Raw genomic sequence first — 13,561 nt, 5'->3', positions numbered from 1 at the left:
TCCAAGAAGTTATCTGTAGCATAAAAATACCCCTCCATCATAAGTCGAGGGGTATTTTCTATAAAATATAATATTAATCCGCAATAAAAATGTTCCCTGTCGCCCCATCCATTTCACCTTTGCACCAATGGATTCAGAGATAAACCTTAGCGGAATCATCGTTCTGTTATTGATTACTTTTGCAGAAGCATCTAGGTTAAAGAGAACTCCATTTTTATAAGCTTTATTCGAGTTTAATTCAAGCTTTACGACATCTATACCTTTTTTAATGATAACCGAGTTTGTTTTTGAATCCCAGCTGACAGTAGCTCCTAAATCATCGAACACCCCGCGTACATGGACTAGTGTCCGTCCATTGATATAAACAGGATCTTGATCAAATGTTTGGAACAACCCGTTCACATAAATGGCTTCTCTAGAATGGTTTGTTATAGTTGGTAGGATGACTTTCCAGAACTCGCCCCCAATTTTTTCATAGCCTTTAACACTAGGGTGAATGTCTGAAGGATTCGGAAGATTGACTTTGACATTCACTGCGATTACTTCTTTTGTTGGTACATAAACTCCACCTTTGCTAATGACAGCTTCTTTAATCGTATCGTTTAATTCATTTAATATAGGAAGAAACTGTTCTTGCTGATTCACTGGTAAGTATGGATAAGCATTGTAATATCCCATAACATAAACGTGAGCATGGGGATTAAGAATGTGTATTTCTTCTAATATGGCTTTTATATTTGACTCAACCTCTGTTAACACTTTTGAAAGATCTGCGGGGTCAATGGAGAGTCCTTCTTCTGTACGTTTTATCTTTTGAAGGAGGTCATTTGCTCCAGTATTTAACGTAATTATATCGGCCACTGTAATATGAGCTCTGATTCCAGTGGTATCACCCTTACCTTTCCGTACATCATTTCTGATATCCTCTAACACTCTTTTTGATGTATATCCGGAAAAAGCGTATTGCTTACTAAATGCCGTTAAAAATCCAATTTCGTCTAAATCCTCCGCAAGCAAATCGGTATACCCTTTTCCTATTTTTAAGTACGGAGTTTGGCCTGCAGCTAATGAGTCCCCAAGAGCTAAATAGGTGACTGGTCTTGTTTCTGCCTGCGCATTAACAGGTGTCAAATTAGATAAAAATAACGAAAACAACAAAGCAACACTTAAAAACAAAGTTACAAATGCCGACTTCTTCTTAGTACATACCATACATTCATCCCCTTTTTTTCTCTCATAAAAAAAAGACCATTTCCAAACAACAATACTGAAAACGGTCTTCCAATCTTTATTCGAACACTTTATTAATAGTGATTGATACTTTTCCTTCATTAGTCTTTTGGGCATTTAGGTTATAACTAGTGTCAAAAGCTTTGCTGTACTGTTTCCACTCTGATGTAAAATCATAATATGTTTCTTTATTTAATGTATATGCTCCTAATTCGTCCTTCACCATTCCGCTATAATACTTACCAAGTTCTTGAACATCTCCAGAATCCTCAAAGGCGATTTGGAGATTCTTCAATCCATGATCTTTCATATAAAAAAGGAACAGAGCATCCTTTCCGTATATCTTTGTTTTAGCTGTTAATAAACCTTCTCCATACGAAAGGTCCCAGTAGTCTACCTTTTTTACAAGCTTATCAATTTCTTTGAGAGGCATTCCTTTATAAAAAGGTTTTAGTAGAGATGTAAGTTCTCCCTTAAAAGTATAAGGGGTTTGTTCATTCGATAACCATTTTACAGCTGCTCCGAACTGTTCACTGATAAATCGAATCGGAATGAAAGCCCGGTTATTCTTTGCAGTAGGAGCTACATCAATGATCGTTTCTTTCCCGTTAATAAGGACGAGCTTAGAATTCAGTTTGAAATGGATAGATTTCATTCCATTCTTGATGGTTATACTATTTGTTTTTGGACACCAATTCACTCCGGCACCTAATTTCTCAGTGATCACACGCAAGGGCACTAGAACTCTTCCATTCTTTGCAAATGCCGGAACGTCTGAATCTACTGAACTACCATTTACCATAGCTTTAATGTTATCTGAGGCCGAGGTTGTTGAAGATAGTCCAAATAATAAAAACAATACTGCTAAAATAATAGATGAACGTTTCACAAGTCTCCTCCTTATAAATTAAGGTTAGATTATTTTATTGGATCATCTATTATAATACCAATTTTATACATTTAATGTAAAATGTTGATTTTATTATTTTTAAATCAACTTGATAGATTCCCTTCAGTTAAAATAGTTTTTTTCTAAATCGGGTAATGTATAACATGAATAAACTTTTCTGGTAAGTACAAAAAAGAACAAAGGGAGATTTTATATGCATAAAGCGGATCTAATTAAATCACTTTGTCAGCTAGTACAGTCAGATGATCAAGATTCAGGTACTGAATTAATCAATTTGCACTACCCTTTTGAAAAAATAGAGTATGTAAAACGTTCCTATACCAAAGCTATGATGCTGCGCGTTTTTATAAGAGATGGATTTATAGATCGATACAGTGGTCAAAAGCTTATTTTTCCACCGGTGTTAAGAATCCTTTCCATAAACTTTCCAAAGGAATTTCCGTTTCATCCAAACTGGAAAATGAGTGAATGTCACCCTGCTTATTGGGATCTCCTGCCTACTATCGATCATGTCGTTCCAATTGCTAAAGGTGGGAATAATGATGAAGAGAATCTAGGGAGTACTTCTATGATGAGAAATAGTGCTAAGGCAAACTTTACTTTAGAGGAATTAGGATGGCAGCTTCACAAGCCTGGTGACATAGAGGAATGGGACGGACAATTATCTTGGTTTATGGATATCCATCTGTTTTTATCGTCTTTTGAACAACATCTTTATCTACCTCATTTAATTTCATTCGCAGAATAGTATAATTCTGCAAACGACATACTGTTAGCAAGCAGTTTTTCTAATGCACGCTTTACCCAAGGCTTTGAAAGATCATCTCTCCCTGCTTTGTGATGCCAATCGTTAATAAACTCTTTTCCAATTACACATATGCATTTAGAGTTTTTAAAGATGGGATGGTTTTCAGGATAAGTTTCATCTTTGTGACTGACATATTGCTTAACCCCTCCAACAACAAAGAGCCAATGATGATGACTAGTATAATTTTGTAATATCGCTTTCATACATCCCTTTATAAAATCATTTTCACCTTTGGATAATCTCTTCTTCATTTGGACCTCCTCATATTAACATTACATTTACTGGGATAATTCGACTTTAACTGACATTATTCCTTTATAAATTCAGATTAATATCAATAAAATACCAGTTTTATAGGAATGTATGTTCGTTTATAATGATTGATAAGGAGGGATATTTATGACGATACGTGACCGAGGGAATATTAAGTGGACAAGTTTGATGCTACCGGAACATGTAAAGGAATTAAGACGGTACATACATGAAGAATATTACGATGTTTCTGAGCCGCGTATTGATGAGCAGCAGATGGAAGAAATGAACGAATTGATATTGGAGGCCATGGAATATAATTTTCCATTAACATTTATTATCTTTAAGAATAGAAGGTTGGAATCAATAGTGGGAAATATTCATTTTGTCGATTCAATAAAAATGGAGTTTCGGATAATAGATTTCCAAGATATTCTTCATAAAGTTTCTTTTTCAAAAGTAAAAGCTATACATAAATATGAAAAAGCAATGGAAACTTGAAGATCCATTGCTTTTATTATTTGATGAGTCGTATTGATTTAAGATCCTTCCACAATCGGGACCCGATTGTGGAGTAATCTTATATTGACTTATAGAAACCTGTACCAGTATCATCAAATCCTCTTCCTCTACAAAAATAGAATAAAGTCAAACTAGTCCATTTGCTTATTAAATAATTCCTTTTACTGAAGTGCAAAAAAACAAAATGACCCATTTATTGGCAGTGATTAAAAATCACCAGAATGTTAATATATAGAAAAATAAGAAAAACGAGGGAAAAATGATTGAATACATTTATACAGCCTTTCCTGACGATAATTCTTACAAAAAGTATCTATTCAACTTAAGATGGAATAAGCATATAATCTGCCCATTTTGTTCTTCAATTAAAAATACAAAAACAAGATCTAATTTTAGATTCCATTGCAATGTCTGCAACACTAATTACAGTTTAACTGCTAATACTGTAATGCATGATACAAAAGTTGAATTAAGAAAATGGTTAATTACCATATACTTTTATTTACATGATGAACAATTAAGCTACAGAAAACTAAGTAAAGTATTAAAAGTTAATAAAAATACTGCATTTAGAATGATTACATCATTGCAAAATCTTTTTTCAAAAGAGAGGTTAACAATTCTTGAAATTGCTGGTTAAAGAAAGATTCCATAGAGGTAATGTCTTTAATTTTATTAATTGAGTTGGGGAGGAGAAATTAAATGACTGAAGAACACAACATATTAAATGCAACTCATTTTGGTAAACTAAACCTTGGTGAAAAAGAACTTACATGTGCGGTCTTGGAAGATGGGTCTAGAGTAATTTCACGAAGCGCAGTCTTTAGAGCATTTGGAAGGACAAAGAGGGGGAGAAAAAAGGGGGAAATTAGAGTTGCTAATATGCCCGAGCTCCCTAGTTTCATTGATGCAAATAATTTAACTAAATATATCACTGGAGAAGTAAGGAACCTCCTAATTAACCCAGTAGTTTACAAAGCAAAGAATGGAAAGGAAGTAGAAGGTTATAAAGCTGAATTAATTCCTTTAATGTGTGATGTCTATCTTTCAGCAAGAATGGATGGAGTTTTAACTAAACAACAGGAAAATTTAGCAATTGCAAGTGAAATACTAGTTAGGAGTTTATCTAAATTAGGAATTGTAGCATTAGTAGATGAAGCAACTGGTTATCAGGCTGATAGAGATAGGGATGAGTTACAAAAGTTACTATCTAAGTATATATCTAAAGAGCTTCTTCCTTGGACAAAGCGCTTCCCTGATGAATTTTATCAAGAACTTTTTAGATTGAGAGGATGGAATTACCCTACTCCATCTGGTCAACGCCCAGGTATAGTTGGTCATTACACAAATCAATTTGTTTACGATCATTTACCACAAGGTGTGAAGGATGAACTCCAAAAGAATAATCCTTCAGTTTCTCCTGGGAGAAGAAAATGGAAACATCATCAATTTTTAACTGTAGATATTGGAAATGTACATTTAGAGAAACATCTAATAAAAGTTATTACTTTAATGCAAGCTTCTGACACATGGAATGAATTTATAAAAAAATTTAATCGCGTATTTGGAGTAATCGACCAGTTGGAATTAGATTTTGAAAAAATGCCTAAGCTAGTTAAAATTAAAGAGGCTCAACATCTTCAAAAACAAGAGTAGTGCCTCTTTATTTTTAACTTTTGCGAAGTCTATCTATCTAAGACATTTACACTAATCCACAACTTTATCGAGAACCAGATACTACAGAGAAAAATCCTCATCAATTCCCGAATCAAAAGACAAATTGCCAGCTTATCTTCAACTTTTTCCTCTATACATGCTAAACTACATCTTTAACAATCTGGCCCGTTTCATATAAAAAGGCAATTTTTTATTACAGAAATGCACCCGATCGTAATATAAGGTTAGCCAGAATATCTGGTTGAACTTTTTTTATTTGGTCTTATTATAGCAGTAGTCGGGGTAGAACGTAGCACCCATGGGACTGCTGATCCCGTCAACAAAACTGTACACCCCCTACTTGTATAAACATGTTTCAGGCTGGTTGGGACAAGAAGGATCAGTTTTTGTGGAATAACTATTTCTTTATTACTTGTAGTGTTCTCTCATTTATCAATGTCATCTATGCTCAATTTAAGGTTTGGTTTAAATTCTTTATTTATTTTTTCATCTCCAACCTAACATATGTATAACTCATAATAATCCTCTTATTCAAGGTTAAGTTCTATACTTGAATAAACGAAAAATTGAAATGATCTACGTTCAATTCACTCCGTTCACACTGGGATCTATTCCTTAAACTAACTCTTTCTTTTTATTTGAAGATTTTCTTTTAAACCATTTATTATAAAATGGTTCTTGATAATGGAGTTTTCTAGCCTTATATCTACAGGACAAGAGTACGTCCATTTATAGCCTGGGCGGGAACATCAATGGTTTTTGACTCATTGTTCACCAATACGTTTTTTGAACCTAATTTCAACCAAACGAGAATACCTTCTTTTTCTGCAGTAATCGTTTGCGTATTTTGGTGCCATTTAACCGTTGCTCCTAGCTTTTCAAAGATGCCTCTTAGTGGTTGGTACTAATGTTCTCCCATTTTGTATAACTGGAGGTTGATCATAGCTTTGTTTTACCCCATTTATGTATATTGTTGGCGAACTAGCTGCGGATGTAGGACTAAGGCTAAAACTCAAAGCTAATATAAAACAAATCATTAACAATAATCGTATTTTAAATTTCTTTAGAATGTCTCCTCCTCTTTTAATTACACCCCCTTAATTCTACTATAATATGTAAATTTATGTGTGTGTTTGTTGTAAAAATTAATAAAAATAGAATCCATTTTATTTAAGTAAAACATTTAATAATAGTAAGAAGCCAAAACAAAAGAGAGGTACTTGAATTAACAAGTACCTCTCAAAATGGGAGGAATGCGAATGGCATCCCATATTTACAAGAGTCACATATAATGACTCTTGTATATTGATTTTATACTAAATTTAGTTTGAACCTACAAGTTTTACAACTTTTGTTACTGCACCTGTTGTTACTTCAACCGTAACTGTTTCAGTTGCGTCAAGTCCAGCTACACTTATTGTAGATGTACCGTTATTTGTAACTACTAGGTCACCATTTTTATCATCACGTGAAACTACTTTAAATGTAAATGTAACAGGAGTAGTAGTCGCAAATGTTAGGTCATTACCAGCAGTAGGAGCTCCAACAACAATTTCTTCACCATACTGATCTTTAGCAACAATAACTTTTTCAATTTCATTAATGATTGCTGCTGCCGCAACAGTACCACCAGTAAATGTGAATGAATCTACAGCTTTTTCATCTGCATCTTGTAGATTTAATGTGCTAACTTTTGGAGCATCTGCAGAAACTTTAACTTTAAATGCGATTTCTCTTCCATCATTAATGTTTAGAGTAATTTTAGCATCGAATTCAGCATTTTGAGGAACATCTGTTGTAGAAGCATCTGCATCAACACCTACTGTAGCGCTATCAGCATACAATTTGCCGTCTGCTTCCAATGAAATACCCGTTGGTAAGCTAAGTACATAATCTCCACCTTCGCTTAACGCAACCTTTTCTCCAGATGCAGCAATACCATTTACTACAAATTTTTCACCATAAAGTGAACCTGCAGTGTCACCATTGTAATACAGAGTTTCAACTGGAACAACTTCATAATTAACAAAGTCACTTGCTACAACTGTTTTTAGTGTAGTATCAACAGCAGATACCTCATCACCTGTAGTTGTATTAACTAATGCGAATTTAACTAATTCAGAACCTTTTGAACGACTATCAACAGTAGCATCATTACTAATCTCTAATGCTCCAGTTGTTGCTGCATCATAATCTGTTGCAACAATCTTATGCCCAGCTAGTGTAGTAGTATCCATTACACGTCCGTGTTGATCTTCAACTACAAAGTCAGCCAATGTATACGTCGCAGTTTTATAAACTGATTTAGAAACAGTTGATTTTAAACCTACTAAAGTTGTTGCAACTGCATCAGCTTTTACTTGGATAGTCTTAGTAGTCACTTTATTAGTGGCAGAAGTGATGTTAATCACTAAGTTTTCAGTCCCTGTTGCAACTGCTTCAGTCGTGAATTCTAAGAAAGCTTTCCCATCAACTACTTTTATTTCTGCAGCACCAATTGTAATTGGATCGCCATTCTGAGATGCAGCAACAGTAATACCTGCTTCAATAAGAGACTCAGTAGTTACTACTTCGCCTTTGTTGTTTAATACATCAAGAGGAAGTTTAATAGTTTCTTGTCCAGCCACTATGCCATCAGGGTTTCCAATTGTTACAACATCTACTTTTTTACCTTCAGCCACAGTAACTTTGTAAGATAAGGACTTACCAGTTGAGTTTTCAACAACAGTAATTGTTGCTACTCCAGGGTTTCCAACTGTTAGAGCAACACCAGTTTCAACTTTAGTTGAGTCGTTCTTGTCAACTTGGATATTATCTAAAATATCATTTGAAACAGTGATTACACTTGGATTTGAAGATACGATTGTAAATTTAGTATCTAAATCAGCATCATCAGTTAGCTTTTTACCATATTGATCTTGAGCTGATAATAAAAGGTTAAATCCTGTTGTATCATCTTCAGATGGTGTTTTTCCATCAAGATGGAATACTCCACCAAGTTCCCATGTAGATAATGTAGATTTTTTAGCTAAAGTTAATGTAACACTTGAAGATTCAGCAGTTACTTTATTAACAAGAGTAAGTACTACCTTACTTCCTTCAGCATTTACTGCATTACCAGTCCAAGTTAATACACCATTTGAGAAAACTGCAGATCCAGTTGAGGCAACCACATCAAATCCGTTAGTAACATTTCCTAAAGATGCTTCTTTAGTAATTTCTTCGCCATATTGGTTGAATAGTTGGTAACCCACTACTGCGGAATTAATATCATCTTTATCATATGTAGCATCAGTTGATACTAAATCAGTAGATAATACTTTCACTTCATCTGCTCTTTCATTTTCAGCTTGTACAGACCCAGTTAATGCAGTCTCAGCCAAACCTGCAACCGATACGTCATATTTACCAGCGGATAGTTTTGAAGAAAGTTCTAAATGAGCAGCAGTCTTATCTTCATTCCACTCGATATTTGCAACACCAATAGTTGAAGAACCCTTTTTAACTGTAAAAGCAGCTTTAGTTGTATCAACAACTGGATTAGCAAATTTCACTTCAACTTTTTTAGCAGCAATCGCACTTACAGATGTAACTTCTGGAGTAGCTGGAGCTTCGTATTTGAACTCAGTTCCTTCTACTACTTCACCGTTTACTGCTAGCCTTAAATCAACACCTGCAGGAAGTTCTGGAGAGATTTCACTAAGAACTAGAGTAGTAGTATCAGCGCTTGTAGAAGCTTCTGCAGCTTTAACTGTTACTTTACCTACTTCGTGTACATCGTCGCCAGCTACTACAGTTAGTTCGTATCCAGCTTCAATTAGTGCGTTAACTTCTTCTTGCGTGTAAGTACCTTCTAGGGTTACTTCAACAGAAGTAGCATCTACAGCTTTTACAGAATCAACTTTTGGAAGTGGCATTGGTTGTGGTGCTTCAAGAGCTTCGTCAGCCTTTTGAATGAAAGCAGCCATTTCAGCACGGGAAACAGTATCACCAGGAGCAAAAAGCTTATCCGTTTTACCGTTTGTGATTCCCCATGCAACTAAAGTTGCGATGTCGTTTTCAAACATGTTTCCTTTGATATCAGTGAAAGTATGTTCAACTTCACCCTCAACCTTAAATCCATAAGCACGTACGATTAGAGCAGCCATTTCACCACGAGTAATTTTGCGATCTGGAGAGAACATGTCATTTCCAGTGCTACCCATGATTTTGTTTACTTTTACTGCTGCTACTGCATTGTGGTACCAAGCTCCTGATTTAACATCAGAGAAATCTGCTTCAAGATTTGTATCATAAAGATCAAATCTGTTTGCGAAGATCCCTGCTGCTTCAGCACGAGTAAGAGACTTCTTTGGTTCGAAACCTTTGTCAGTTCCCTTCATGTAACCATTTTCAGATACGTAGTTTACTGCACCTTCATACCAAGATCCAGGTTTTACATCAGAAAAACTTGCTGCACCAGCTACTGGAGCTACTGCAGAAGCTACTACAGCTGCAGTTAAACCAGTTGCCATAAATTTACGATAAGACTTAGACGCCATTTCGTTATTTCCTCCCTTTAATATGTAACTAGTAATATATGATTTAACTAAGCTATGAGTCCCAGGGCCCACAGATCAGTAAATACCAAATTATTCAAAACATAACAATAAATAGTATATTTATGAGTCTTAAGTCTGTCAATAAAAAATTCTAACAGTACTAAACTATTAATGTTTTACCAACTTAACTCATAAATACCAAGTTTTACCTTGTTACAACCATTTTACAATATATTTCATTTTTTGCAATTCTTTTTATACAATAAATTGTAATTAATAGTAATTATTGTAAAATTAGGTCGAACTTTGGTGGGCAAATCTCTCAGCCATACGTAATATCGACACGCAATTAGAAATGTTTAGCAAAAAAGTAAAAATAAATATATTACAATATTTACTTGTTATTTCACGAAAACTAATAATCTATTTGTCACATCTGTTACAGAACTGTAACCTACTAAAGTCCCGTGGTGTGATAGACTTACTTTTGTAGAAAAAAATAGAAAATTACCAAAATAATAGATTAATAAGTCATAATTTAGGGAAAGGTAGTGGTTTGGTGGTTAAAAAGCTGGGGGCTTGGATCTTATCTCTTTTAACAGTGCTTGCACTTCTTCCAGGACAAGCTGACGCGGGAGAACGCGAGGACATAGTAACAACAGCAAAAAAGTACATAGGGATTAAGTATACATATGGGGGAACTTCTCCCTCTACAGGTTTTGATTGTTCAGGGTTTACTTCTTATGTATATAAACAGCATGCAAAGTCTCTGCCACGGACAGTTGCCGATCAATACAAAGGTGGAACTAACGTAAAAAAAGCAGAACTTGAACAAGGTGATCTCGTGTTTTTCGCTACAACAAGTTCTAGTGCATCACACGCAGGTATATATGTAGGAAGTGGTAACTTCATTCACGCTTCTTCCTCTAAAGGAATTATGATTTCATCCATTAATGACCCTTATTACTGGGGTTCGAGATACTTAGGTGCTCGCCGTTATCTTGCGGAAGAAGAAAAAGTAGCAAATCTTGCTGTTTTACCTAAGGGTCAGTATCATGATGTTCCAACCACACATTGGGCTTACTCTCCGATTACGAGCCTTAGCAAAAAAGGCGTTATGAACGGCTACGCATACAGCCTGTTCAAACCCGCTCAATCGGTAACACGGGCTGAAGCAGCTGCAATGGTTGCGAATGCACTTAACATTGATGCTCCATCTAACTATAGTAGTTTTAAAGATGTTTCTACTTCTTACTGGGCAGTTGGATCAATAAACGCAGTAAAAGAAGCTGGCATCATCGCAGGTTATCCGGACGGAACTTTTAAGCCGAACAAAGTCATGACTCGTGAAGAGATCGCAGCCTTGATTGATAAGACGTTTGTTTTAACGAATAAAGGTACAGAAAAATCCTTTACGGATGTTAAAGAAGGTTACTGGGCGTACAACTCTATCCAACGGTTAAGCGAAAACAAGATTGCAGCTGGTTTCAGTGACAATACATATCGACCATTGAATGAAACATCGCGTGCTGAATTTTCCACTTTCCTTTATAGAGCTATTACAACGTTAGCTGTAAAATAAGAGAAATAGAAGAAGCTGTTCTCCTGATTTAAGGAGAACAGCTTTTTTTAGTTTGATTCTTCGATGGTTCGGGATAAAAACACGGCCATTTCTGCCCGGGTTACCGGGTTATTTGGTTTGAATGCCCCGTCTGTGTATCCATTTGCGATCGATACGGAGGCAAATCGTTGAATAGCATCGTATGCGTAGAACGATTTAGTAACATCTTTGAAGGATTTCGTTTTACCGGTTTGGTTTTTTAGTGTGAATGCTCGATCGAGTAAGGCAATAACTTCACCGCGTGAGATCGTTTGAGTGGGTTTGAAGGTTCCATCTTGGAATCCTGACGCTAATTTTTGCTCAGTCATCGACGCTACATACCCGGAAGCAAAGTAGCTTTTTGTTACATCTGGAAATGATGTATTTCTTGGCGTGCCGTCAAGTTTTAAGGCACGGCCGATCATGGAAACCGCTTCTCCGCGAGTAATTTGCTTTCCAGGATGGAACTTGCCATCGGGAAGACCGCCTACTGCGTGTCTTGCATTCAGATCATACACATATTTGCTGAACCATTGTGAAGCTCGCACATCAGAGAAAAGCTGATACACTTTTGTGTCTATTCCACTCTTGTTTGATTCATTCCCCGCTTCATCCACGGCAGATACCTCATATTTATAGAACCCAGGCTTTACAGTTTCAGAGTACTGCAAACCATATACGAGACTCTTCACCTTTTTACCGTTTCGATAGATGTTATAGCCTGTTATCGGTGACCGGTCTTTGGAAGCCGTCCATGTTAGGTGAATCTTACTTCCACCCGCAATCTTATAAGATATGTTTTGTGGTGTGGTTGGCGGTATTTTATCTGGCATATCTGGTGCTTGAATCAAGCCGAAGCCGAAATTCACATCACGCCCTGCAACTCCTAGATCTTTTGCTCGATTTTGTATCATTTTTCGGAGTTCAGCTGTTGTTTTGTTTGGATAGGCTTCTTTATAAAGAGCATAAATGGCTGTTACATAAGGCGTCGCCATCGATGTTCCTGTGTGTGTTTCGTACGTATTGTTCATAAACGAACTATAGATATCTACACCTGGCGCTACAACTTCAAGTTCTGGACCAGATCCGGAGAACTTTGGATGTTTATTGTTCTTGTCTACGGCTCCAACTGCTATGACACTCTCATACCTAGCGGGATAATAGACAGATTGGTTTTCATTAAACGTACTGTCTAAATGGTTTCCAGATGCCGCAATGATGTAGAGACCCTTTTTGTAAGCTTCATCAACAGCCAATCTAAGGGCAGTTGAACTCTCTTTTCCCGTTAAGCTTAGGTTAGCAATGTCGAATCCCTGCTGTGTCGCCCATTCGATCCCTTTTATGATCTGAGAATATTGTCCAAGACCATTATCGTCAAGCACTTTGATGCTATATAACTGGACATCTGGAGCTAGCCCTTTTATTCCTACTTGGTTATCTTGAGCTGCAATAATTCCCGCAACATGTGTTCCGTGGCCATTGTCATCATTGTAAGAAGTGGTATTAGGAACAAACGAAATGCCCCCGGCCACTTGAAGATCTTCATGGGTGGTATCAATTCCGGTATCTAGGATTCCAACTTTTACACCATTACCTGTATAATAGCCTTCTTGTTGGAGTACTTCCGGTTTGGGATAGTTTAATGTATAGATCGTGGAGTCGATCCGCTGTTCTTCCATCTTCATCTCTTTGTCTTGTTCCATGAATTTGATTGATGGATGAAGGGAGAGCTTTTGCGCAGAAGCGGTTGTCATCGAAACAGATAAAGCCTGTATGCTGTGAAGGCTAGTATGTATGATTCCACCGAGTTCTTGTATGAGACTTTCATCAGGCTGTGAATGAAAACCTATTATATAAGATTGCAATGTGGAATGTGTCTCTTGGTGATCTGGTGATGCAGCATATGTATATTGAAGCGGCACAGAAGTTGTGAATAACGTTGCGGAAAGTAAAACGACCCCAAATTTTGCTTGGAAATTGAGCATATGTATCCCCCTAGAGAAGTAAATGAAAGAAATATG

The 13,561-nt window shown here is 36.2% G+C and carries 11 protein-coding genes; 5 read left to right on the top strand and 6 right to left on the bottom strand.

Features of this window, described 5'->3' with window-relative positions:
• Positions 1 to 9: 9 nt before the first annotated feature.
• Together M3206_RS08865 and M3206_RS08860 are read right to left on the bottom strand one after the other, a co-directional pair.
• The gene (locus tag M3206_RS08865; RefSeq protein WP_251312162.1) at positions 10 to 1,212 is read right to left on the bottom strand and encodes a stalk domain-containing protein; all 1,203 of its coding nucleotides are present in this window, start codon (positions 1,210 to 1,212) and stop codon (positions 10 to 12) included.
• 76 nt (positions 1,213 to 1,288) lie between these two features.
• A complete protein-coding gene (locus M3206_RS08860; RefSeq protein WP_251312161.1) occupies positions 1,289 to 2,119 on the bottom strand; it encodes a copper amine oxidase N-terminal domain-containing protein in 831 nt (276 codons plus the stop codon).
• 214 nt (positions 2,120 to 2,333) lie between these two features.
• On the opposite strand from M3206_RS08860, the gene M3206_RS08855 reads away from it, so the two are divergent.
• Entirely contained in the window at positions 2,334 to 2,888 is a 555-nt protein-coding gene (locus M3206_RS08855) for a hypothetical protein (protein WP_251312160.1), read from the top strand.
• Here the strand turns inward: M3206_RS08855 and M3206_RS08850 are convergent.
• Positions 2,864 to 3,199: a hypothetical protein gene (locus M3206_RS08850; RefSeq protein WP_251312159.1), complete on the bottom strand. Its 336-nt coding sequence runs from the start codon at positions 3,197 to 3,199 to the stop codon at positions 2,864 to 2,866. The two genes, M3206_RS08855 and M3206_RS08850, sit on opposite strands and share 25 nt — an antisense overlap.
• 148 nt (positions 3,200 to 3,347) lie before the next feature.
• Between M3206_RS08850 and M3206_RS08845 the strand changes: the two genes are divergently transcribed.
• The 3 genes from M3206_RS08845 to M3206_RS08835 all read left to right on the top strand — a co-directional run bounded on the left by M3206_RS08845 (position 3,348) and on the right by M3206_RS08835 (position 5,378).
• The gene (locus M3206_RS08845; protein WP_251312158.1) at positions 3,348 to 3,701 is read left to right on the top strand and encodes a YolD-like family protein; all 354 of its coding nucleotides are present in this window, start codon (positions 3,348 to 3,350) and stop codon (positions 3,699 to 3,701) included.
• 280 nt (positions 3,702 to 3,981) lie between these two features.
• A complete protein-coding gene (locus M3206_RS08840) occupies positions 3,982 to 4,362 on the top strand; it encodes a transposase (RefSeq protein WP_251312157.1) in 381 nt (126 codons plus the stop codon).
• Between the two features lie 62 nt (positions 4,363 to 4,424).
• On the top strand, positions 4,425 to 5,378 hold the full coding sequence (locus M3206_RS08835) for a P63C domain-containing protein (RefSeq protein ID WP_251312156.1): 954 nt from the start codon (positions 4,425 to 4,427) through the stop codon (positions 5,376 to 5,378).
• 727 nt (positions 5,379 to 6,105) lie between these two features.
• Here the strand turns inward: M3206_RS08835 and M3206_RS19190 are convergent.
• Positions 6,106 to 6,285, bottom strand: coding sequence for a copper amine oxidase N-terminal domain-containing protein (locus M3206_RS19190; RefSeq protein WP_425590718.1), 180 nt, complete (start codon positions 6,283 to 6,285; stop codon positions 6,106 to 6,108).
• Between the two features lie 436 nt (positions 6,286 to 6,721).
• On the bottom strand, positions 6,722 to 9,940 hold the full coding sequence (locus M3206_RS08830) for an S-layer homology domain-containing protein (RefSeq protein WP_251312155.1): 3,219 nt from the start codon (positions 9,938 to 9,940) through the stop codon (positions 6,722 to 6,724).
• Between the two features lie 559 nt (positions 9,941 to 10,499).
• Here M3206_RS08830 and M3206_RS08825 point away from each other — a divergent pair.
• Positions 10,500 to 11,522: an S-layer homology domain-containing protein gene (locus M3206_RS08825; RefSeq protein WP_251312154.1), complete on the top strand. Its 1,023-nt coding sequence runs from the start codon at positions 10,500 to 10,502 to the stop codon at positions 11,520 to 11,522.
• A 47-nt stretch (positions 11,523 to 11,569) separates the two neighbouring features.
• Here M3206_RS08825 and M3206_RS08820 read toward each other — a convergent pair whose 3' ends face one another.
• Positions 11,570 to 13,525: a S8 family peptidase gene (locus M3206_RS08820; RefSeq protein WP_251312153.1), complete on the bottom strand. Its 1,956-nt coding sequence runs from the start codon at positions 13,523 to 13,525 to the stop codon at positions 11,570 to 11,572.
• Positions 13,526 to 13,561 lie beyond the last annotated feature (36 nt).

Origin of the sequence: Fictibacillus phosphorivorans (genome assembly GCF_023715845.1) — a bacterium.
Taxonomy (GTDB): domain Bacteria; phylum Bacillota; class Bacilli; order Bacillales; family Fictibacillaceae; genus Fictibacillus; species Fictibacillus phosphorivorans_D.
Note: the sequence above shows the minus strand (reverse complement) of the source record. Positions and strands in the feature narration are given on the sequence as shown.